The organism is Micromonospora sp. NPDC005163 (assembly GCF_053599835.1).
This window is the reverse complement of the sequence record NZ_JBSFYP010000001.1, coordinates 49,004-70,447: the sequence shown is the minus strand read 5'-3', so window position 1 is coordinate 70,447 and position 21,444 is coordinate 49,004. Positions and strand designations below refer to the sequence as shown.

The 21,444-nt window shown below is 71.7% G+C and carries 19 protein-coding genes; 4 read left to right on the top strand and 15 right to left on the bottom strand.

The annotated features are described in order from the left end of the window. Positions 1-29: 29 nt before the first annotated feature. Positions 30-2,426 (top strand): transposase, encoded by a 2,397-nt coding sequence (locus ACWD6N_RS00335; RefSeq protein WP_354962937.1) that lies wholly within the window; start codon positions 30-32, stop codon positions 2,424-2,426. Between the two features lie 268 nt (positions 2,427-2,694). Here ACWD6N_RS00335 and ACWD6N_RS00330 read toward each other — a convergent pair whose 3' ends face one another. The 4 genes from ACWD6N_RS00330 to ACWD6N_RS00315 form a co-directional block, all read right to left on the bottom strand. Beyond that, positions 2,695-3,288: a GTP-binding protein gene (locus tag ACWD6N_RS00330; RefSeq protein WP_007455465.1), complete on the bottom strand. Its 594-nt coding sequence runs from the start codon at positions 3,286-3,288 to the stop codon at positions 2,695-2,697. Position 3,289: 1 nt separating this feature from the next. Next, positions 3,290-3,661, bottom strand: coding sequence for a DUF742 domain-containing protein (locus tag ACWD6N_RS00325; protein ID WP_354962936.1), 372 nt, complete (start codon positions 3,659-3,661; stop codon positions 3,290-3,292). A 98-nt stretch (positions 3,662-3,759) separates the two neighbouring features. Beyond that, complete coding sequence (locus ACWD6N_RS00320) at positions 3,760-4,164, bottom strand: roadblock/LC7 domain-containing protein (RefSeq protein ID WP_354962619.1); 405 nt, start codon at positions 4,162-4,164, stop codon at positions 3,760-3,762. After that, positions 4,161-7,805 carry a nitrate- and nitrite sensing domain-containing protein gene (locus ACWD6N_RS00315; RefSeq protein ID WP_450004261.1) on the bottom strand — a complete coding sequence of 1,215 codons (3,645 nt, stop codon included), beginning with the start codon at positions 7,803-7,805 and terminating at the stop codon, positions 4,161-4,163. Before ACWD6N_RS00315 ends, ACWD6N_RS00320 begins: the two co-directional genes overlap by 4 nt. Before the next feature lie 503 nt (positions 7,806-8,308). On the opposite strand from ACWD6N_RS00315, the gene ACWD6N_RS00310 reads away from it, so the two are divergent. Beyond that, positions 8,309-8,602, top strand: coding sequence for a hypothetical protein (locus tag ACWD6N_RS00310; protein WP_354962617.1), 294 nt, complete (start codon positions 8,309-8,311; stop codon positions 8,600-8,602). Between the two features lie 4 nt (positions 8,603-8,606). On the opposite strand, the gene ACWD6N_RS00305 is transcribed toward ACWD6N_RS00310, so the two are convergent. The 3 genes from ACWD6N_RS00305 to ACWD6N_RS00295 are packed head-to-tail and all read right to left on the bottom strand — an operon-like array spanning position 8,607 to position 10,751. Continuing rightward, a complete protein-coding gene (locus ACWD6N_RS00305; protein WP_387323237.1) occupies positions 8,607-9,686 on the bottom strand; it encodes an adenosine deaminase in 1,080 nt (359 codons plus the stop codon). 52 nt (positions 9,687-9,738) lie between these two features. After that, complete coding sequence (locus tag ACWD6N_RS00300; protein WP_354962615.1) at positions 9,739-10,152, bottom strand: PPOX class F420-dependent oxidoreductase; 414 nt, start codon at positions 10,150-10,152, stop codon at positions 9,739-9,741. Continuing rightward, on the bottom strand, positions 10,149-10,751 hold the full coding sequence (locus ACWD6N_RS00295) for an NADPH-dependent FMN reductase (protein ID WP_354962614.1): 603 nt from the start codon (positions 10,749-10,751) through the stop codon (positions 10,149-10,151). The genes ACWD6N_RS00300 and ACWD6N_RS00295 overlap by 4 nt, the downstream gene beginning before the upstream one ends. 57 nt (positions 10,752-10,808) lie before the next feature. Between ACWD6N_RS00295 and ACWD6N_RS00290 the strand changes: the two genes are divergently transcribed. After that, positions 10,809-11,306 carry a MarR family winged helix-turn-helix transcriptional regulator gene (locus ACWD6N_RS00290; RefSeq protein ID WP_354962613.1) on the top strand — a complete coding sequence of 166 codons (498 nt, stop codon included), beginning with the start codon at positions 10,809-10,811 and terminating at the stop codon, positions 11,304-11,306. Between the two features lies 1 nt (position 11,307). After that, the gene (locus tag ACWD6N_RS00285; RefSeq protein ID WP_354962612.1) at positions 11,308-12,318 is read left to right on the top strand and encodes a putative RNA methyltransferase; all 1,011 of its coding nucleotides are present in this window, start codon (positions 11,308-11,310) and stop codon (positions 12,316-12,318) included. 2 nt (positions 12,319-12,320) lie between these two features. On the opposite strand, the gene ACWD6N_RS00280 is transcribed toward ACWD6N_RS00285, so the two are convergent. The 8 genes from ACWD6N_RS00280 to ACWD6N_RS00245 form a co-directional block, all read right to left on the bottom strand. After that, positions 12,321-13,001 carry a DUF4272 domain-containing protein gene (locus ACWD6N_RS00280; protein WP_354962611.1) on the bottom strand — a complete coding sequence of 227 codons (681 nt, stop codon included), beginning with the start codon at positions 12,999-13,001 and terminating at the stop codon, positions 12,321-12,323. 111 nt (positions 13,002-13,112) lie between these two features. After that, positions 13,113-14,396: a thymidine phosphorylase gene (locus tag ACWD6N_RS00275; RefSeq protein WP_387323233.1), complete on the bottom strand. Its 1,284-nt coding sequence runs from the start codon at positions 14,394-14,396 to the stop codon at positions 13,113-13,115. Positions 14,397-14,533: 137 nt separating this feature from the next. Then, positions 14,534-15,268 (bottom strand): cytidine deaminase, encoded by a 735-nt coding sequence (locus tag ACWD6N_RS00270; RefSeq protein WP_387323231.1) that lies wholly within the window; start codon positions 15,266-15,268, stop codon positions 14,534-14,536. A 49-nt stretch (positions 15,269-15,317) separates the two neighbouring features. Then, the gene (locus ACWD6N_RS00265) at positions 15,318-16,598 is read right to left on the bottom strand and encodes an ABC transporter permease (RefSeq protein WP_354962608.1); all 1,281 of its coding nucleotides are present in this window, start codon (positions 16,596-16,598) and stop codon (positions 15,318-15,320) included. A 3-nt stretch (positions 16,599-16,601) separates the two neighbouring features. Beyond that, on the bottom strand, positions 16,602-17,957 hold the full coding sequence (locus ACWD6N_RS00260) for an ABC transporter permease (protein ID WP_387323229.1): 1,356 nt from the start codon (positions 17,955-17,957) through the stop codon (positions 16,602-16,604). Continuing rightward, positions 17,954-19,501 (bottom strand): ABC transporter ATP-binding protein, encoded by a 1,548-nt coding sequence (locus tag ACWD6N_RS00255; protein ID WP_354962935.1) that lies wholly within the window; start codon positions 19,499-19,501, stop codon positions 17,954-17,956. The genes ACWD6N_RS00260 and ACWD6N_RS00255 overlap by 4 nt, the downstream gene beginning before the upstream one ends. A gap of 252 nt (positions 19,502-19,753) precedes the next feature. Further along, on the bottom strand, positions 19,754-20,821 hold the full coding sequence (locus tag ACWD6N_RS00250) for a BMP family lipoprotein (RefSeq protein WP_354962934.1): 1,068 nt from the start codon (positions 20,819-20,821) through the stop codon (positions 19,754-19,756). Between the two features lie 277 nt (positions 20,822-21,098). Next, the gene (locus ACWD6N_RS00245) at positions 21,099-21,440 is read right to left on the bottom strand and encodes a hypothetical protein (protein WP_354962606.1); all 342 of its coding nucleotides are present in this window, start codon (positions 21,438-21,440) and stop codon (positions 21,099-21,101) included. Positions 21,441-21,444 lie beyond the last annotated feature (4 nt).

The window sequence follows — 21,444 nt, the reverse complement described above, 5'->3', positions numbered from 1 at the left end:
GGAGCATCAGTTGCTGGCAGAGGAAAGACCTGTCCCGGGAGGAGGACGACGCCGTGGCGCTCGTGCGCGTGTACTGCGGTCTGGCCTCAGCGGATCCTGCTGACCGACCGGCCTCGGCCGGTTCGACGCTGACGTCCGCTGTGGTCGACGACGCAGGCCGTCTGCTGCATGTCTGCGAGATCGGCGACGACGCGGCTGGCTACGCCCAGCTCGTCGCGCTGCTCGTGGAGCGGTCGGGCGGGCCGAGCGGTGCGGCCATCGCCGCCGACAGCGACGACCACACGGTCACCTCGCTGCTGAGCGCGGCGGGTCGGCCGCTGGCGATCGCGGACGACGACTCGGTGGACGACTTCGCCGAGCGGTTCGCCGACGACGACTCCCTGGAGGAGATGCAGTCGCCGCCAGCCGAACGACGCGCCGTCGGCCTGGCCCGCGCGTTGCAGGCGGGCGCGCTGTCCGCGGTCACTCTGCCGGCACCCCGGGATCTCGCCGGCTACAAGCAGGTGCTCTCCGCGCACGCCGCGCTTGCCAGCGGTCGGCACTCGGCCGCCGTGGCGCTGCGCGAGGTGCTGCGCGAGCTCTACCCGGCGGCGCTGCGCGCGTATCCGGACCCGGCCGAGCCGGTCTCGCTGGCCGTGCTGGACGCCCTGCCCGAGCCGGGCATGCTGGGCGGCACCGTGGCCCGGGGCCGCGAGGTCTCGGTGGCGGCGGACGCCATCGCCGCGCACCTCGCCGCGGACGGGGTGGCCGACGCCGAGGAAATCAACGAGGCGGTCACCGCACTGCGGGTCGCCATCTCCGAGACGCCCCGCCGCGCCGCGGTGAACCGGGCGCTCACCTCCGCGGTGGCCGAGACCGTCCGGCAGGCGGTCGCCTCGGTACGGGCCTGCGACGCCGGTTGCGAGGCGCTGGTCAGCGCGCTCAGCGCACGGGCCAGCACGCCCGCGCCGGCGCCCGGTCGCCGCGCCGCCGCCCGCCGTGGCGAGTCGGTCGGCGAGCTGGCCGGCATGTCCAACACCGGCACCGGGCTGCGCGCGGTCCGGCCGACCCCGGTCGCCGCCGAGCCCGCCCCCACCGGGGGCCGACGCAGCCGCCCCGAACCGATCCCGGGTGGCGCCCCGCTGGCGTCGCCGCGCCCGCTCGGGCCACCGCCGGTCGCCCCGGCTCCGATCACCCCGCCGCCGGTCGCACCCGCTCCGGTTGCCCCGGCGGCGGCCGCCGGCCCGGCGGTGTCCGCCCTGCCGGGGCGTGGCGAACCCCTCCCGAGCCGCATCGACGGTCCGACCAACCGGCCAGTCTCCTCGCCACCGCCCCCGCCGCCCGGGATCACCCCGATCGCGCCGGCGCAGCGCGGCGCGGTGCCGCCGGCCGAGGCGGGCGAGCCGTTCCGGCCGACGTTGACGACCGCGGCGATCAACAACGCGCGGGCCGAGCGGCAACGCACGGTCATCCCGCCCCGCCCCAAGACCAACGGCGAGCCCCGGCCCAGCCATCTGCAACGCCCGGTCGACGAGGCTCCCACCGGCGGTTTCAGCGCCACCGACCTCAGCATCCCGGTGCCCACTCCCCGTCCGGGCCAGGAGTCGGCACCGCCGGGCTCCCGGGCCAACTGGCCGCTGGTCAACAACCCGGAGGACCCGGCCGACAGCTCGCCGAACAACCCGGCCGCCTACTCGTACGGCGGCGGCCGTGGCATCGACGCCCCCACCGACCCGGGCCGGGCCGACGGCCGCGTCACCCCGCCCTGGCTGGCGGACGACCTGCCGCAGGAGCCACCCATGCTGCGGCTCGTGGAGCCGCCACCGCTGGCCGACCGGGCGCTGCGCGAGGCAAGCCTCAACCCGCCCACCGACCCGCGCCTCGAGACGCCGCCGCTGCGGCTGGTCGATCGGGAGCAGGCCGCCCGCAACGGCCGCCCCGCGCCCCGCATGGAACGACCCGTCGAGCACCGGCCGTCACCCCCGGTCGAGCACCGTCCGCCACCGGTGGCGGACGAGGGCGACGGGGACCTGCTGATCTTCGCGCAGGCCAAGTCGGCCTGGTTCGTCGGGCAGACCGAGGAGTCCGACCTGGACTGGTCGACCACGGCCGACACCGGGTGGCAGGCAGCCGAGCAGGCGGCCCGTCCCGCGGTGGGCGCCGAGACGACGGCCGGTCTACCGAAGCGCGTGCCGCAGGCCAACCTGGTCCCGGGTTCCCCGTTGCGCGAGGAGCGTCCGCTGCGGATAGTGCGTGATGCGGCGAGTCTCGCGGAGAACACCACCGGCTACTTCCGTGGCTGGCGTCGGGGGCAGGAGATCGGTGGGTTCGCGGTGGGCGGCCGGCCGGGTCGCGAGGCCGCCGGCGGCTGGGACTTCAGTCGTGACCACGGTGACCGCGACGACGACCGCGAATACGAGTACCGGTCCGCCGGCTACCAGTCCTGACCCCCGGTCACCATCACCCACGCGTCTGTCCCGCCCTCAGTCAGCTGACTGGGGGCGGGAGCGCGTTCAGGCCACAGCGTTAGCCCGGCACGACCAACGCCGCCTCGTGAAGGTCCTGGACCAATCCGCCCCTGAAGGGGCCGACTGCGTCCAAGAGCCTGGAAAGGCGGCGTCTTGAAAAGAGGTGCGGGGCTGCCCGGCGAGGTGCCTCCGGACAGCACTCAGCGCCCGGTGGCGGCCGAAGCCACCACCGGGCGCGATCGCCCGGTCAGGCCGGCGCGACGGCGCGTGTACGCCGCATGGTGAGCACGTACTCGACCAGCGAGATCAGCACGTGCTTCGTCGACTCCCGGTTGCGGGCGTCGCAGGCCACCACCGGCACGTCGCTCGAGATCGCCAGCGCGTCCCGAACGTCCTGCGGGTCGTGGTACTGCATCCCGTCGAAGCAGTTGATGGCCACCAGGTACGGCAGCCGCCGGTGCTCGAAGAAGTCGATCGCCGCGAAGCAGTCGGCCAGCCGGCGAGTGTCCACCAGCACGACCGCACCGATGGCGCCCCGAACCAGTTCGTCCCACATGAACCAGAATCGAGTCTGACCCGGCGTACCGAACAGGTACAGGATCAGGTCACGGTCGATCGAGATCCGGCCGAAGTCCATGGCCACCGTGGTCGTCGTCTTGCCCGGCACCTGCCGGGTGTCGTCGACGCCCACGCCAGCGGAGGTCATGATGGCCTCGGTGGTCAGCGGCGTGATCTCCGAGACCGAGCCGACCAGCGTCGTCTTACCGACGCCGAATCCACCGGCGATAACGATCTTCGCCGACGTCACGCGCCCACTCGGGTTCGGCGGGCGGTGCGACATGTCAGAGCCTGCGAAGTCCACTCAGCACCCTCTCCAGCAGTTCAGTGCCCATCGCGTCGTCGGAGTCGTCCAAAATGGTCGGCTCGTGGACTGCGACCAGGCCGTCCGTCGCCATGTCGGCGATGAGCACCCGGGCCACACCGAGCGGGAGCTGCATCCGCGCCGCGATCTCGGCGAGCGATTGCACGCGTCCGTCACACAGCGCGGCGATGTACTGGTGTTCGCGGCCACCGTTGCCATTGGCAGCGGCCCGGCCACGCACCGTCGTCTCGACGAGCGCCTCCAGCGCGATGTCGAGCCGGGGACGGGTACGACCGCGGGTCACGGCGTATGGACGGACCAACGCTCCGGTCGGTTCGTCACGATCGGCCATGTCGCCGCTCACCTCCTTCGTACCCGGCACCGGCTCCCACCGGTGAAACCCGTCGTTGTCGTTGTTGCAGTAGCGCCGACCTCACGATCGGCGAGGCGTCAGCTCAGCATCCCCGCGGCCGCACGCGGCTGCGGGGTCAGCGCGTCGCCCACCCGGTCGACCAGCAACGCCATCTCGTAGCCGACCTGCCCGACGTCCGAGCTGCGGGCGGCCAGCACTGCGAAGGAAGAGCCGTCCGAGATGGACATCAGGAACAGGAAGCCATTGTCCATCTCCACGACGGTCTGCAGCACAGCGCCTCCCTCGAAGCAGCGGGCCGCTCCCTGGGTGAGGCTGACCAGACCGGACGCGATCGCGGCGAGCTGATCGGCCCGGTCCCGCGGCAGATCCCGTGACGACGCGAGAAGCAGGCCATCCGCCGAGACGGCGACCGCATGCGCGACACCGGGCACCCGGTCAGCGAAGTTGGCCAGCAGCCAACCAAGATCCTGCGTAGTTGTCATCCTTCTTGCTCCTTCTGCCCGCTCCCGGCCGCTGGGCCTGAGCCAGACTGCGAGGATTGCTGCCCTCCCGGAGTCGCCTCCGGGCTGGTCGGGTTGTCCGAGGTGCTACGCCCTCGCTGCACGCCCCGGTGGTAGGCGGAGAGCAGGCCACGGACCGCCTCCGGGGAACGCCGCTGGACCGAGGTGGTGGGCTTCTCCACCGCGCCGGGGACCAGCTGCGCCATCGGCTTGCGCTTCGGCAGACCGGTCGTGGTGGTCTCGCTCACCGGGACCGCGCTGGCCGCTGCCGAGGCGGCACGCCAGCCGTCGTCGGCGGCGGTCTGCCAGCCGTTGGTCTGTGGCGGTTGGGGCCGGCGGTTCGGCAGGCTCTCGGCGAGGCTGGGGCGGGTGCCCCCGTTCGCTGTCGACCCGTTGTCCCGCGGCGCTCCTCCGGCCGTCGGAGTGTCTGCCATCGGTGTGTTACCTGTCGTCCCGGGTGGTGTCTTGTGGACTGCCCGGCCGCTGGCCTCGACCGTCGCGAACTGCTGGGTCGCGGTGCCGCCATTGGCCGCCGGCTGGGCGGCCGGTGCGGCTGCCTGAGCCGCTGCCGCCTCCTCCGGACCCGGCCGACGGGTACGGAACCAGGCCGACTCGAGCTCCCGGAAGATCGGCAGCTCCATGGTCTCGTCCGCGTACCGCTGCCGATTCTGGGCCTGCGGCTGCTGCGGCGCCGGCCGGCTCTGCGCCGGTGCCGCCGAGGTCGGTGCCGTCGGCTGAGCCGTGGCGGCCGGCTGCTCGGCGGGTCGCTGCACCCGCGGCAGCTCCGTCGTCATGTCCAGGGCGGCGGCGAACCGCTCGGGCACCGGCGGGGTGGCCGCGTCCCGGTCGCCACCGGGCACCGGCGGCCAGGCCGGCGGCGCGGGGGCGTTGGGCGCCTGGGCGGGCGGGGCCGATCGGGGCGCGAAGCCGCTGAACGACTGGAACGACTGGGCGGACGCCGGCGGCGCCGAGTACGGCTGACTCGATGCCGGCGGGGCCGAATAGGGCTGACCGGCTGGCGGCGCCGAGTACGGCTGACCGGCCGGCGGGGCCGAATAGGGCTGACCGGCCGGCGGGGCCGAGTACGGCTGACCCGAGGCCGGGGCGGCCGACACCGGCGGACCGGCGTACGGCGCACCCGAGTAGGGCTGCGCGGAGTACGGCTGGCCGGAGGCCGGCGAGGCGGAGACCGGTGCGCCGGAGTAGGGCTGCGCGGAGACCGGCGGCGGCGAGTACGGGTGCGCCTCGGGGCTGCTGGGCAGCTGCCGTGGAATGGCCGGCTGCTGGCCCGCGTCCGGAGAGTCGTCGCCGGCGCGGCGCTGCGGCAGCGGGTCGATCGGCTGTCCGTTGGCCGTCCGCGGGGTGAACCCGTCCCCGCCGTTCGTGCCGGCCGCACCGGTCAGGTCCGACCAGGCCGGCATCGAGCGGTACGCACCGGCGTTGGCGGGGGTGCCGGCGCCGTTGCGCGAGGCTGGGTCGAACGGGCGACCACCCAGGGTGACCTGGTTGCCGGACTCGCTCGGGCGAGGGCCGTTGGCCAGCGCGGGCAGCGCGCCGAAGGCCGGAACCGGGCCACCGCCCTGCGGGCCACCGGCCGCGGGCAGCGCCGGCGGCTGCTGCATCCGGCCGGAGAGCGCCCGGGGCACCAGCACCGAGGTCGGCAGGGTCACGTCGGCGACCGTGCCACGGTCACCACCGGGACGCAGCTCGACCCGGACCCCGTGCCGGGACGCCAGCCGGGCGACCACGACCAGGCCCATCATGCGGGACACGGCCACGTCCACCTGCGGCGGCGTCGCGAGACGCTCGTTGAGCTCGTTCAGCTGGTCGTTGCTGATGCCGATGCCGCGGTCCTCGACGTAGAGCGAGGTGCGGTCGCCGACCCGGCGGGCCTCGACCATCACCTGCGAGTCCGGCGGCGAGAACGCGGTCGCGTTGTCGAACAGCTCGGCGACGAGGTGCACCAGGTCGTTGACCGCGTGCGCGGCGACCTCGATGTCCCGGTCGATGACCCCGAACTCGATCCGGGTGTAGTGCTCGACCTCGGACTGCGCGGCGCGCAGCACGTCGATGAGCGCCGCCGGCTCGCGCTGCACGCGGGTGGAGTCGGCGCCGGCGAGCACGAGCAGGTTCTCGTCGTTGCGGCGCATCCGGGTGGCCAGGTGGTCGAGCTGGAACAGCTCGGCCAGCCGGTCCGGGTCCTCCTCGCCGCGCTCCAGCCGGTCGAGGTGCCCGATGAGGCGGTCGACCAGGATCTGCGAACGGCGGGCCAGGTTGACGAACATGGTCGCGACGGAGGCGCGCAGCGCCGCCTGCTCGGCGGCGGTTCGGACGGCTTCCAGGTGGACGGCGTTGAACGCCTCGGTCACCTGGCCGAACTCGTCCTTGCTGCGGACCGGGAGCGGCTCGGCGATCTGGTTGGCCAGCTGCACCGGGGAGAGCTGCCCGACGACCTGCGGGTCACGCAGTCGGGCCACCGCCTGCGGCAGGCCGTACTGGGCGACGGAGAGAGCGCCCTGCCGCAGCTCACGCAGCGAGCGGGCCATCGAGCGGGCGACCAGGTACGCGAAGAGGATGGCCAGCAGCAGCATGCTGAGCAGCAGGCCGGTCTCCAGGAACACCTGACGCTGGACGTCCGAGCGCAGGTTGTCGGCCTCGGCGACCACGTCGCCGTCGAGCTTCGTCTCGACGGTGCGGATCAGCTTGGCGTTGGCCGTCATGGCCGAGTCCCACTGGTCCGGGCCGAACGGCGCACCGTGCATGTCGCCGGTGGTGTTGCCGTCGATCCAGCCGGTGTAGTTCTGCGCCTCCCGACGGTCACCGCCGGCGACCGTCTGGTCGTGGAACTTCGCCTCGTCGGGGCTGGCGACGGCTTTGAAGCTCTGCAGGGCCTGCTGCTGACCGGTGCCGCTGGCGATGTAGTCGGTGCGCAGCACCGGGGTCATCCGCCGCTGCTCCGAGCCGAGGGCGCGGTGCACGACGACCCGGCGGACGGAGAGGAACTCCTTCTCCCGGGCGACCGCCGCGGCGGCCCGCATCCGGTCGCTCAGGTCGCTGTTGCCGGCGAGCTGGGTGGCGGAGTCACGGATGGCGAGCAGGTCGTTGATCAGGCCCTCGTACGCCTGAATGGTCTCGGTGAGCTTGAGTTTGCCGTTGAACACCTGGCTGCGGACGCCTGGCAGGTCCTTCAGGGTCTGGTCGATCCCGTTGAGCAGGCCCTCCAGGCTGCTCGGCAGGTCCTCGATCTCGGCCCGCTGCTGCAGGTAGGGGCCCTTCGCCTGGTCTACCCGGGAGTTCACCCGGTTGTAGGCCTCCTGGTACTGCGCCGTCGGCTGCGTCCCCTTGGCCCCCAGCAGCAGCACGGCGGTGGTCCGCTCGTCCTGAAGCGTGTCGACCAGGTCACCCGAGTAGCTCGACAGGTTGGCCAGGTCGCCGGCCCGGTTGGCATTGTTGAGCGTCTCCAGGTGGTCGACGAGACCACTGGTGCCCACCACGACCGTGGCGATGGTCGGCACGATCATGATGAGACCGAGCTTGGACCAGATCGGCATGTCCCGGAGCCGGCTGGCCGGTCGGCGCAGCCGCGACAGGAAGGAGCCCGCCGTCTTTGGCCGTTTGCTCACGTCACCGCCCTCGCGATTACAGCTTGAACGCGTTGCCCCCGCGCAACGCCCAGCGTCCGACCCGGCGGGTCGGACCCCCGAGATTCCATCACGCCGCCCGGCAAGAAGAAAGCCCAGGTTGTCACCCGCCGAAGGTGTGATGAGATGTTGATGCGATTTGATAGCAGTCCGTCTGGCCGGAGTAACTGAAGGTAATGAAACATCCGCACCGCGTTGTCCTGCTCGCTGGCCCTTCTGGCTCTGGAAAGTCGTACATAGCGCAGCAAACCGGCCTACCGGTGCTCTGCCTGGACGACTTTTACAAAGATGGCGATGACCCTACGTTGCCGCGCCGAAACGGCCAGGTGGACTGGGAATCACCCGAGTCGTGGGACGCCCTCACGGCGGTCGAAACGATTGCCCGACTGGCTCGCGAGGGTCGCGCCGATGTGCCGGTTTATGCGATCGGCGCGGATCGACGGGTAGCCACACGGCCATTTAACGTCGCCGGATCGCCACTTTTCGTGGCCGAAGGGATCTTCGCCGCCGAGATCGTCGATGAGTGCCGCCGTCGTGGCCTGCTCGCCGGTGCGTACGCGCTGCGCCGCCCGCGCGGGGCGACCTTCCTCCGCCGGCTGGCCCGCGACCTGTCCGAGCAGCGCAAGGCGCCACAGGTGCTGGTCCGGCGCGGGGTGGCACTGCTGCGCGCCGAGCCCGCGGTGCTGCGCCGGCAGACCGGGCTGGGCGCGGAGGCGGCCCGGGCCCGGGAGGTGCTGCGCAGGGTGGCCGGCCTGCTCGCCGGCCACCCGCACGGCTGACCACTCAGGCCAGCAGCTTCGCGTACGCCGGCTTGATCACCTCATCGATGATCCGCAGCCGCTCGTCGAACGGGATGAAGGCGCTCTTCATCGCGTTGATGGTGAACCACTGCAACTCCCGCCAGCCGTAGCCGAACGTCTCCACCAGCAGGGCCATCTCCCGCGACATCGACGTGCCGCTCATCAGCCGGTTGTCGGTGTTGACGGTGACCCGGAACCGCAGGTCCCGCAGCAGGCCGATCGGGTGGTCCGCGATCGAGTCCACCGCTCCGGTCTGCACGTTCGACGACGGGCACAGCTCCAGCGGGATCCGCTTGTCCCGGACGTACGCGGCCAGCCGGCCGAGCACCGGCGCCGCGCCGGGGGTGATGTCGTCCACGATCCGCACCCCGTGGCCGAGCCGGTCCGCGCCGCACCACTGGATCGCCTGCCAGATCGACGGCAGGCCGAACGCCTCGCCGGCGTGGATGGTGAAGTGGAAGTTCTCCCGCTGGAGGTACTCGAAGGCGTCCAGGTGCCGGGTGGGCGGGAAGCCCGCCTCGGCGCCGGCGATGTCGAAGCCGACCACCCCGGAGTCCCGGTGCCGCACGGCCAGCTCGGCGATCTCCTGCGAACGGGCCGCGTGCCGCATGGCGGTGAGCAGCGTGCCCACCCGGATGTTCAACCCCGCCTCGACGGCCTGGGCGGTGCCCTCGGCGAAACCGGCCAGCACCGCCTCGACCACCTCGTCCAGGCTCAGGTCCTGTTCCAGGTGCTGCTCCGGAGCGAACCGCACCTCGGCGTAGACCACGCCGTCGGCGGCCAGGTCCAGCGCGCACTCGCGGGCCACCCGGCGCAGCGCCGGCGCGGTCTGCATGACCGCCACGGTGTGCGCGAACGTCTCCAGGTAGCGCTCCAGCGAGCCGGAGTCGGCCGCGTCGACGAACCAGCGCCCCAGCGCCTCGGGGTCGGTGGTGGGCAGCTCGTGGCCCACCTCCGCGGCCAGCTCGACGATCGTCGCCGGCCGCAGCCCGCCGTCGAGGTGGTCGTGCAGCAGCGCCTTCGGGACCTTGACGATGTCCTCGTACCGGATAGTTGCGACCATGCTCAGACCCTAGTCAGCGACCCTGGCGGACCGGGACGGGACCGGCCGGCAGTCACGGCTGCCAGCCGTACACCCGGTGCACTTCGAGGCGGATCACGAGCCGCCCGTCGGCGACCATGGCGGCACGGTAGTCCGCCCAGTCCGGGTGCTCGCCGCGGATCCGCCGGTAGACCTCGACCAGCTCGTCGACCGTCGCGTCGGCGGTGGCCGCGGCCGGCTCGGTGAGGGTAACGGTGCCCTCGGCGACCGCGTACGCGCCGCCGTCCGGCGTGGTCACGTGAAAGCTGGCCCGGGGGTCGCGGCGCAGGTTGCGCACCTTCGCCCGGTCCCCGGTGGTGGAGCAGCGGATCAGCCCCGGCTCGGCCAGGTAGTCGAGGTTGGACAGCTGGGGTCGGCCGTCCCGGCGCAGGGTGACCAGCACCCCGCGCCCCCGCGTGCCGAACAGCCCCCACAGCCGGTCGCTCATGCCGGCACCCGCAGCGGCGCAAGCGCGGCGGCCAGCCGGCCGAGCTGGTGGAGCATCGCCTCGGCGGCGGCGTCCCGCCCCGGATCCGGCACCAGCCGGCCGGCGCCGTCCAGCGCCTGTCGCAAGAAGATGGTCACCGCGTCGTTGACCGGGACCATGTTGAGCGTGGTCACCACCTGCTTGATCATCTGAACGGCACGCAGGCCGCCGGAGCTCATGCCGTAACTGACGAAGCCCACCGGCTTGTGCTGCCACTCGTGGTAGAGGTAGTCGATCGCGTTCTTGAGCGGGGCGCTGAAGCCGTAGTTGTACTCGGGCATCACGAAGACGAACGCGTCCGCGGCCGCGGTCGTCGCGCTCCACCGCTGGGTGTGCCGGTAGAGGTAGCGACCCTCGGACGGGTGATGCGGCTCGTCATGGAACGGCAGCCCGACCTCGGCGAGGTCGACCAGTCGGACGTCGTCGAAGCCACCGTGGCGGCCGGCGGCGTCTGTGAACCAGTCGCCGATCATCCGACCCACCCGGCCGGGGCGCGTGCTCGCGACGATCACGTTGAGGCGGCGGGTGGTCGGGTCGCGCTCGAGTGAATTTGTTGACATGTCATCAACCTAGCAGGCGAATCGGTGACATGTCAACCAAACCGCTAGACTCCACGTATGGACACACCGCGGTGGCTGGACGAACGGGAGGCCCGCGCCTGGCGCGGCTACCGCCGGATGCGTCGACTGCTCGATCTGGAGCTGGCCCGGGAGCTGACCCAGGACGCCGGCCTCTCCGAGCCGGACTACGACGTGCTCTCCGACCTCTCCGAGACCCAGCAGGGGCGGCTGCGCCTCAGCGAGCTGGCCGCCAGGATGCTGTGGTCGCGCAGCCGGCTCTCGCACCACCTGAGCCGGATGCAGCAACGCGGCCTGGTGACCCGCGAGGAGTGCGCCGACGACGCCCGCGGCTCCATCGTCGTGCTCACCCCGGCGGGTCGGCAGGCCATCGAGTCCGCTGCCCCCGGCCACGTGGCCGCCGTCCGGCGGCACCTGATCGACCTGCTCACCCCCGCTGAGGTCGACGCGCTCGGCGCGCTCACCCACCGGGTGGTCGACCACCTCGCCGGCCCCGAGCCCCGGGCCACCCGCCCGCAGCCCGAACCGGCGGCCTGACGTGGACCCGCGCATCCTCGACCGGCTGCGCTGCCCGGTCTGCGGCGAGCCGCTGTCCGAGTCGACCGCCGGCACCGCCAGGGCGCTGCGCTGCCCGCGCCGGCACAGCTTCGACATCGCCCGGCAGGGGTACGTCAACCTGCTGGCCGGGCGCGCCCCGCACGCCGGCGACAGCGCCGAGATGGTGGCCGCCCGGGCGGACTTCCTCGCCGCCGGGCACTACGACGTCATCTCGGCCGCCCTCGCCGCTGCCGCCACGGACGCCGTCGGCCGGCTCCGCGCGCCGGCCGCCACGCACCCGGGGCCTACCCCGTCCGCCCTTTGCTCTGCTTCAACCGACGCAACGGTTTCCGGACAGAACCGTTGCGCGGAGGCAAGCAGAGCAAAGGACACAACCGCAGAGGTACGGGTTGAGCCGCCGACGCCCGACTTCGAGGCGTACCCCCTGGTGGTGGACGCCGGCGCCGGCACCGGCCGGTACCTCGGCGCGGTGCTGGCGGCGCTGCCGGACGCGGTGGGTCTGGCCCTGGACGTGTCCAAGCCGGCGCTCCGCCGCGCGGCACGGGCGCATCCCCGGGCGGCCGCGGCGCTCGCCGACACCTGGCAGCGGCTGCCGCTCGCCGACGCGTCGACCTCCGTGCTGCTGAACGTCTTCGCCCCGCGCAACGGCGCGGAGTTCCACCGGGTGCTCGACCCGAACGGCACGTTGCTGGTGGTCACCCCCGCCGCCGACCACCTCGCCGAACTGGTGGACGCTCTCGGCCTGCTGCGAGTGGACCCGGACAAGGCCGACCGGGTGGCCGGCAGCCTGGGCGGGCACTTCACCGGGGTCAACTCGGCCGTACACCGGGCGGAGCTGACGCTGACCCGGCCGGAGGTCGCCACCCTGGTCGGGATGGGCCCCAGCGCATGGCACACCGACCCGGCCGCTCTCGCCGCCCGGCTGGTCGCGCTGCCCGAACCGGTCCGGGTCACCGTGGCGGTCCGGCTCGACGTCCAGCGGCCCCGCTGAGGTCAGGTGGAGAGGTCGACCTCTTCCCAGCCGGGCGGTTCATCGTGGTACGGCCCACGCAGGATCACCGCCCACTCCAGCGCCCAGCGCCGCTGACCGATCGCGTTCGCGTCGACCAGCCCAGGCAGCGACCGCCCGACCCGCTCAGTCTCCAGGTAAGCCCAGTCCAGGCAGTAGTGCAGATCGAGCAGGGCGGCCGCGTCGGCGGGATGCTGCGGCGCGGTGAGGATCCGGGACCGCCAGCGCGGGAACGTCTCCCCCTCGGCGATGTGCGGCAGCCGCTCGACCAGCCGCTCGTCCACGGCGAGGGTCGGGTCGAGCTGCTTGCTCAGCCCGAGCACCCAGGCCAGGGCGAAGAGCGCGTCGTGGTGCAGCACGAACGACCGGTGGTCGCCCTTGCCGCCGGTCACGAACTGCCACTCCGGCGGGGTCACCATCTCCATCAGGTGCGAGCCGAGCAGCCAGCTCATCGCCGCCTGCGGGGGCATCCCGAAGCAGCGGGCCAGGATCAGGTGCAGCACGGCGATCCGCGCCTCGATCTCCGCTGTGGGGCGCAACTCGATCTGGTCACCCGGCTCCCAGACGAGCGGGAACTGGGGAGGCGGCAACGGCAGGCGGAGCCGGGACAACTCGTCCAGGCTCGCCTCGCGTACCTCTCGTGGGTCGGGGGCAGGTACGGTCACGGCGCGTTTTCCTGTCTGCTCGCGACGGCTCAAGGCCGGCTATCCCCCCTTGGCCTGCGAGAATAGCGCTCCCTGGTGACCGGCACCACGCCGCCCCGACCCCGGGTCAGGTCAGCCGATCCGCTCGATGACCAGCGGCGTCGGCACCGGCGCGGTCGGCGCGACCCGCACCGCGCGGGCCGCCTCCGCGAGCGCCGCCGGGATCCGCGCCGGGTCCTCGGCGCGCAGCTCGTAGAGGGCGTCACCGGCCCGCACCGCATCGCCGGGTCGCTTGTGCAGGACCACCCCGGCCGGAACGCTCACCGGGTCCTCCTTGCGGGCCCGGCCCGCGCCGAGCCGCCAGGCCGCCACCCCCATGGCGTACGCGTCGACGGCCGCCACGTGCCCGTCCTGCTCCGCGCGCACCACCTCGACCTCCGGGGCAGCCGGCATCGGCGCGTCCGGGTCGCCGCCCTGCGCCCGGATCATCGCCCGCCAGGAGTCCATCGCCCGGCCGTCCCGCAGCGCCGCCGCCGGATCGGCGTCCGGCAGGCCGGCGGCGTCGAGCATCTCCCGCGCCAGGGCCAGCGTCAGCTCCACCACGTCGGCCGGTCCACCTCCGGCCAGCACCTCGACCGACTCGGTCACCTCGACCGCGTTGCCAATCGCCAGGCCGAGCGGTGTGGACATGTCGGTGAGCAGGGCGACCGTCCGCACGCCGTGCGCACCGCCCAGCTCGACCATGGTGCGGGCCAGCTCACGGGCCTGGTCGACGGACTTCATGAAGGCGCCCGAGCCGACCTTGACGTCGAGGACCAGTGCGCCGGTGCCCTCGGCGATCTTCTTGCTCATGATCGAGCTGGCGATCAGAGGGATCGCCTCCACCGTGCCGGTCACGTCGCGCAGCGCGTACAGCTTCCGATCGGCGGGAGCCAGGCCGGCGCCGGCCGCGCAGATCACCGCGCCGACGTCGCCGAGCTGGCTGATGAACTCGTCGTTGCTCAGCGCGGCCCGCCAGCCCGGGACGGACTCCAACTTGTCCAGCGTGCCGCCGGTGTGCCCGAGACCGCGCCCACTGAGCTGCGGCACGGCCGCGCCGCACGCCGCGACCAGCGGGGTGAGCGGCAGGGTGATCTTGTCGCCGACGCCGCCGGTGGAGTGCTTGTCGACCGTCGGGCGTCGTACCGCCGAGAGGTCCAGCCGCTCACCGCTGGCGATCATCGCGGCGGTCCACCGGGCGATCTCCGGGCCGGTCATGCCGTTGAGCAGGATCGCCATGGCCAGCGCGGCCATCTGCTCGTCGGCGACCACCCCGCGGGTGTACGCGTCCATCACCCAGTCGATCTGCGCGTCCGACAGCACACCCCCGTCCCGCTTCACCCGAATGACATCAACAGCAGCAAAACCACTACTCATCAGAAAAGATCTTTCCTAGTCGTATGCAGATCCCGACCCACGGACCGTGAACACCGAGGGATTGGGCCGACCGTGCCCGGCGGAGGGATCAAGCCTGACCGCCCGGAGCCGGGCGCGGTCGGCCCAATCCCCAGAGCTCAACCAGCAGCCCAGCGAACGGGAATCTCCAAAGGCGGCTCGCCCTCACCGGCCCAGAAGATGGTCCCGGTCGCGTCGACCACCACCACCCGAGGCGTCCGGGCCATCCCCCAGGTGATCGCCTCCGCCGGGTCGTCCCAGCTCGGGGCCTCCTCCAGCACGCCGGTCTCGGCGCCCGCGTCGTCCCCGGCCGACCGCTCCCAGTACGCCGTCCAGACCTGCTGCCCGGCGGACATGTCCGGGTGCACGAAGACGGTGCCGCGCCCGCGCCAGGCAGCCAGCCGCTCCGGGACCACCGGCACCGGCGTCTCACCGGTCACCGCCTCCAGGTCCTCCACACCGAAGGCGTGCGGCAGCAGCTCTGCCATCCGCAGCGGGCGACCCTTGGTCTCGATCAGGCACTCCGGCCCACCGTGCTCCCAGAGCAGCTGCCGGCACCGGCCGCACGGCATCAACGGCTCACCGGTGGCGTCGACGCAGGAGAGCGCGACGAGACGGCCACCCCCGGTGGCGTGCAGGCTGGACACCACCCCGCACTCGGCGCAGAGGGTCACCCCGTACGCGGCGTTCTCCACGTTGCAGCCGACCACCACGCGGCCGTCGTCGACCAGCGCGGCCGCGCCGACCGGGAACGTCGAGTACGGCGCGTACGCGTGCCGCATCGCGTCCGAGGCGGCGGCGCGCAATCGCGCCCAGTCGATCTCAGTCATCCCATCATTCTGCCGCACCGTCATCGCTGCCTGCGGCGGGACCACCTCGGCCCCGCCGCGTCGACGCCGGGCGTCAGCCCTTGATGTACGGCTTGCCGTCCGCAGCCGGTGCCCGGACCCGGCCGACCAACCCGGCGACCGCCAGGATCGTCGCCAGATAGGGCAGCATGGCCAGGAACTGGCTGGGGATCACGCTGTTGATCGCGCCCAGATAGGTGGCGAGCTGGTCGGCGAAGCCGAAGAAGAGCGCGGCGAGCAGCGCGCCGGTCGGGTTCCACCGGCCGAAGATCAGCGCGGCCAGTGCGATGAAGCCCTTGCCGCCGATCATGTTCTTGGTGAACGAGTAGAGCGCCAGCGTGTAGGACGCGCCGCCGATTCCGGCGACCACGCCGGCCAGCAGCACGTTGCGGTAACGCACCCGCAGCACCTTGACGCCGAGCGTGTCGGCGGCGGTCGGGTGCTCGCCGACCGAGCGGGTACGCAGCCCCCACCGGGTCCGGAACAGCCCGATGTGGATCACCAGCACCAGGAGCAGGCCGAGGTAGAGGAAGATGTTGCCGCGGAACAGCGCCGGGCCGAGCACCGGGATGTCCTCGAGCAGCGGGATGTTCCAGTTGCTGAAGCGTGGCGCGCTGTTGTATTTCGTCGCGTCGGTCTGCATCAGCCGCTCGTAGAGGAAGCCGGTGACACCGACCGCCAGCAGGTTCAGCACGATGCCCATGACGACCTGGTCGACCAGGTAGCGGATGGCGAAGACGGCCAGCAGCAGCGAGATGAACGCGCCACCGAGGGCGGCGGCGACCAGACCCACCCAGACGCTGCCGGAGAGGCTGCCGAACAACGCGCCGCTGAACGCGCCCATCAGCAACTGACCCTCGATGGCCACGTTGACCACGCCGGACCGTTCGCAGAGCACCCCGGCGAGCGCGCCGAAGATCAGCGGCAGCGCGAGGATGAACGTGCCCCGGATGATGTTGACCAGCGGCATGAAGTTCTGCCCGGCCGGCGCGGCGGAGACCTGCCAGCAGAGGAAGGAGAGCACGAAGCCGACCAGCCCGACGCCGAGCACGGGAAGGAACCAGCGCTTCGGCACCCCGGCGAGCAGCGCCGCGCCAGCGGCGATCGCGATGATCCCGAACAGGATCGCCCCGATCGTGCCGTTGATCTCCAGTGCGGCGCCGGCCGCGTCGTCGCTGAGCGTGAACCGGGCCTGCTGGTCGGTGGCGAGCGCGCCGAAGAGCACCGCCGACAGCAGACCGAGCGCCAGCAGCGTCAGACCGACCTTGCGGCTACGGGTCCAGAAGCCCTCGTCGACCGGGGCGACCGCGATGTCGGGGACAGCCATGGTGGACATGAGTTACCAGCCCTTCGCCAGGCTCGTCTGCAACCGGGCGGCGCGCGCGGCCCGGAGCTGGAAGATCGCCTTCACCAGGGCCGGCGCGGCGATGAAGATGACGATCAGCGCCTGGAGCACGGTCACCAGCTCCAGCGAGATCCCCGAGTACGACTGCATCCGGTTACCGCCGGCCTGGAGCGCCCCGAACAGCAGCCCTGCCAGCAGCACCCCCCACGGCTTCACCCGGCCGAGCAGCGCCACCAGGATGCCGTCGAAGCCGATCTGCGCGACCACCAGCGGGGTCAGGGCGCTGGCGGTGGAGCCCAACACCATGTTCGAGCCGCCGAGGCCGGCCAGGATTCCGGAGAAGACCATGATTAGGATGTACGTCCGGGTGACGCTGATTCCGGCGGTCCGGGCGGCGTCCGGGTTGGCACCGACCGCGCGCAGCTCGAAGCCGAGCGTCGAGCGGTTCAGCAGCCAGGCGACCGCCCAGGTGGCCAGCACGGCGAGCAGGATGCCGGCGTGCACCCGCAGGTTGTCACCGAGCAGCCGGGGCAGCTGGGCGGAGGTGTCCACCGCCCTGCTGATCGCGTCGGGACGGGTCGGGTCCTGCACGCCGTTCTGCACGATCAACCAGGTGAGGAAGTACGTGGCGACGTAGTTGAGCATGATCGTGTTGATCACCTCGTGGGCCCCGGCGCGGGCCTTGAGGATGCCCGGGATGAAACCCCAGATCGCCCCGCCCAGGGCCCCGGCCAGCACCGCCACCAGCAGGTGCAGACCGGGCGGCAGCGGCAGCAGGAAGCCGGCCAGCGCCGCCAGGACCACGCCGACGGTGGCCTGGCCCTGGGCACCGATGTTGAACAGGCCGCCGCGGAAGGCCAGCGCCACCGCCAGGCCGGTGAAGACCAGCGGCGCCGTGTAGGTGAGCGTCTCGGAGATCGGCGCGAGCACGGCCTGCCAGCCGTTGCTGCCGTTCAGCCAGCCGGAGAACGCCTCCGGGTCGAAGATCGACCCCTTGAACAGGTTCGCGTACGCCTCGCTGACCAGCGTCCAGCTGGCGCTGAACGCGTCCGCCGGGCGGGCGGTGATGTAGGAGTAGGTGGAGAGCACGGCCGGATCAGAAATGATCATCAGCACCGCGCCGACCACGATCGCCAGCACCAACGACAGCAGGGTCACCGTGAAGGTGTTGGCCGCCCAGAGGTTGTCCAGGAACAGCCGGCCCAGGCTGGGCTTGGGCTCCGGTGCCGACGGGTCCGGCTTGGTCGCCGGCTCGGCCCGTTCGGTGTTGCTGAGCGCGTTCTGCGCGGCCTGCGCCTCGCTCGCCGGCTCCTTGTCCGGCGAGCCGGACTGCGGGATGGGGTCGCTCATGCCTCGTCCTCGTTCGCGGAGCCTGCGTCGCTCGCCGGGCTCCCGTCGGTAGCCGCGCCGTCGGTGGGCACGGCGTCCGTACCCTGCTCGTGGGCCGCGTCCGGGCTGATACCGGCCATCAGCAGGCCGATCTCCTCGCGCGGGGTGTCCGGGCCGACGATGCCGATGATCCGACCCCGGTACATCACCGCGATCCGGTCGGCCAGCCCGATCACCTCGTCGAGTTCGCTGGAAACCACCATGACGGCGGTGCCGATGTCCCGCTCGCGGATGATCCGGCTGTGGATGAACTCGATGGACCCGACGTCGACGCCGCGGGTCGGCTGGGCGGCGATGAAGAGCTTCAGCGGCCGGGACAGCTCCCGGGCCACGATCACCTTCTGCTGGTTACCGCCGGAGAGGGTGCCCACGGGCGCGTCGGCCGATGAGGTGCGGACGTCGAACTGCTCGATCCGCTCCTTCGCCGAGGTCGCGATCGCGTCCGGTTTGAGCGCGAGCCCCGCACCGAACGGCGGCCGGTCGTAGATGTCCAGCACCAGGTTCTCCGCGACGCTGAACTCCTTGACCAGGCCGTCCACGCTGCGGTCCTCCGGCACGTAGCCGACGCCGGCGCGGAGCACCTTCTTGGTCGTCCAGCCGTCGATCCGGTCGCCGGCCAGGCTGACCGTGCCGGCGAGCACCGGGCGCAAGCCCATGATCGCCTCGATCAGCTCGGTCTGACCGTTGCCCTGCACACCCGCCACGCCGAGCACCTCGCCCGCGCGTACGGTCAGGTCCACCCCGTCGACCGCGCGGATCTGCCGGTCGTCGTCGACGACCAGCCCGGCCACCTCCAGCATCGGCTCGCCCGGTGTCGCATTGCCCTTGTCCACGGTGAGCCGGACGCTGCGCCCCACCATCAGCGCGGCCAGTTCGTCACGGCTGGCCTCCGGCGAGGCGGTGCCGACGGTCTTTCCGCGTCGGATCACGGTGATACGGTCGGCGATGGCCTTGACCTCGCCGAGCTTGTGGGTGATGAAGACGATCGACTTGCCGGCCGCCTTCAGCGACCGCATGACCGTCAGCAGTTCTTCGGTCTCCTGCGGCGTGAGCACCGCGGTCGGCTCGTCCAGGATGAGCAGGTCGACGTCGCGGGTGAGCGCCTTGACGATCTCGACGCGCTGCTGGATGCCGACCGGCAGGTCCTCGATCACCGCGTCCGGGTCGACCTGCAGGTTGTAGCGCTCGGACACCTCGGCGACCTCGCGCCGGGCACGCCGCCGGTCCAGGAAGCCGGCGATGCCGCCCCGGACCTGCTCGGCTCCGAGCATGATGTTCTCGGTGACCGTGAAGACCGGCACCAGCATGAAGTGCTGGTGCACCATGCCGATCCCGGCCGCGATCGCGTCGGACGGGCCCTTCAGCTTCAGCGGCTTGCCGTCGACCAGGATCTCGCCCTCGTCGGGCTGGTAGAGCCCGTAGAGCACGTTCATCAGGGTCGACTTGCCCGCGCCGTTCTCGCCGAGCAGGGCGTGAATCTCTCCAGGCTCCACCGTCAGATCGATGTGGTCGTTGGCGACCAGATCACCGAACCGCTTGGTGATGCCGCGCAGTTCGAGTCTCAGCGCAACCTCCTGGAGTGCGAGCGATGGTGCAGCGTAGCTGCCGTCGACCCGGCCCGGCTGGCCCGGTCATCGTGGCGCGCGATCGGCCGCTCCGGCCCCACGGGTGGTCACCCGCGGCGCCGGAGCGGCCGGATCGGTCGTACCTGTCCCCGCCGACCCTCCGATGATCTCACCGGAGGGACCGGCCGGTCGTCACTTGGTCGGCTGGGCCTTTGAGGTGACGGTGATGGTGCCGGCGGCGATGTCCGCCTTGATCTTGTCGATCTCGGCCTTCAGCTCGGCCGGAACCTTGCTGTCGAAGTCGTGGTACGGGGCGAGCGAGACACCGTTGTTGGCCAGGGTGCCGACGAAGCCCGGCTTGGCCGGCAGCTTGTCGCCGGCGGCGGCCTTGACCACGGCCTCCTTGACGGCGTCCGGGATGTTCTTGACCACGGTGGTGATGATCGCCGCGCAGTCCGGGGTGCTCTCGCAGCCGTCGACGTCCACCCAGATGGTGTTGTACTTGCCGCTCGAGGCCTTGGCCGCGGAGGTCGTGCCGAGGCCGGAGCCACCGGCGACGGGCATGATGATGTCCGCGCCCTGGGCGACCAGCGTGTCGGAGACCTTCTTGCCCTCGTCCTGCTTGGCGAAGTCGTTGGTGAAGGAACCCTTCTGGGTCGCCTTGTCCCAGCCGAGCGCCTGGACGTTCTTCTTCTTGGTGGTGTTGTAGTACGCCACGCCGTCGACGAAGCCGTCCATGAAGATGGTCACCGGCGGGATCGGCAGGGCGCCGTAGGTGGCCACCTTGCCGGTCTTGGTCAGCCCGGCGGCCAGGTAGCCCGCCTGAAAGGCGGCCTGCGCGGTGTCGAACTGCATCGGGTAGACGTTGGCGTCACCCGGGTTGGCGTCGACGATGCCGAACTCCTGGTTCGGGTTCGCCTTGGCGATCTTCGAGGTGGCGTTCGACATCAGGCCACCGACGGCCAGGATGAAGTTGCACTTCTGGTTGACGTACTGCGTCAGGTTCGGCTCGTAGTCGGCCTCGGCCTTCGACGCGACGTACTTGATGTCGATGTTGTCGTTGGCGGCCTTGGCCTCCTGCAGGCCCTTCCAGGCCGAAGCGTTGAACGACTTGTCGTCGATGCCGCCGACGTCGGTCACCATGCAGGCGCTGAACTTCTTGGCGCCACTGCCCGCGTTGTTGTCATCCTTGGGGGCCTCGCCACACGCGGCGGCGGTGAGCGCGAGCCCACCCACCGCGAAGATCGAGGCGATCCGCATCCCACGCACCGAGCGCAAGACGTCTCCTTCCCATTGCACACCGCGCCTAGTGCGGTGGCAGCCCATCAGCCGACCTGCGGTGTGCCGCCGGCTGTCCCACGTTACGGACGGGAGCGTACGCCCGCGCCCACCCACCAGCCGACAATCGTGCACGACTGTTGAGTGCCTGTTACCCGGGTGTAATCCTCGCGTGGGGCAAGTCACTCTTCGTGCTGGTAGGCGAGCAGTCCAGGCGTCACGAACGTCCGTTTTTCAGGGGCGGCCCCCTCCTCGGACGCTACCGCCAAAAGACCGCGACCGCCGCGTTGACCAGCGTCAGGCCGACGATCGCGAGGAAGTGACCGCGATTGACCACGTCCCGCTTCCGCGAGAAGAAGACCATGACGAAGATCAGCAGCGCGATCACCAGCTTCGTCACGAGTTTCGCCGGGGCCGGCTCGTCACCGTCGCGCAGCGGGGCGGAGAGGCCGAGCCCGGTCAGCAACTGGATCACCGCCCCCCACAGCATGGCCGGGTTGATCCGCAGCCGGCCGCTGATGTATTGGGCGATCGAGCCGCCGAGCAGCAGGGCGAAACCGATCAGATGGACATAGAGGAGAGTCAGTCGCAGAGCTTCCACGCCG

Coding starts and splice junctions, on each gene's coding strand:
- ACWD6N_RS00330 (WP_007455465.1), bottom strand. CDS start 3,288: ATGTCGCACCGCCCGCCGAACCCGAGTGGGCGCGTGACGTCGGCGAAG.
- ACWD6N_RS00325 (WP_354962936.1), bottom strand. CDS start 3,661: ATGGCCGATCGTGACGAACCGACCGGAGCGTTGGTCCGTCCATACGCC.
- ACWD6N_RS00320 (WP_354962619.1), bottom strand. CDS start 4,164: ATGACAACTACGCAGGATCTTGGTTGGCTGCTGGCCAACTTCGCTGAC.
- ACWD6N_RS00305 (WP_387323237.1), bottom strand. CDS start 9,686: ATGGTCGCAACTATCCGGTACGAGGACATCGTCAAGGTCCCGAAGGCG.
- ACWD6N_RS00300 (WP_354962615.1), bottom strand. CDS start 10,152: ATGAGCGACCGGCTGTGGGGGCTGTTCGGCACGCGGGGGCGCGGGGTG.
- ACWD6N_RS00295 (WP_354962614.1), bottom strand. CDS start 10,751: ATGTCAACAAATTCACTCGAGCGCGACCCGACCACCCGCCGCCTCAAC.
- ACWD6N_RS00290 (WP_354962613.1), top strand. CDS start 10,809: ATGGACACACCGCGGTGGCTGGACGAACGGGAGGCCCGCGCCTGGCGC.
- ACWD6N_RS00275 (WP_387323233.1), bottom strand. CDS start 14,396: ATGAGTAGTGGTTTTGCTGCTGTTGATGTCATTCGGGTGAAGCGGGAC.
- ACWD6N_RS00270 (WP_387323231.1), bottom strand. CDS start 15,268: ATGACGGTGCGGCAGAATGATGGGATGACTGAGATCGACTGGGCGCGA.
- ACWD6N_RS00265 (WP_354962608.1), bottom strand. CDS start 16,598: ATGTCCACCATGGCTGTCCCCGACATCGCGGTCGCCCCGGTCGACGAG.
- ACWD6N_RS00260 (WP_387323229.1), bottom strand. CDS start 17,957: ATGAGCGACCCCATCCCGCAGTCCGGCTCGCCGGACAAGGAGCCGGCG.
- ACWD6N_RS00250 (WP_354962934.1), bottom strand. CDS start 20,821: ATGCGGATCGCCTCGATCTTCGCGGTGGGTGGGCTCGCGCTCACCGCC.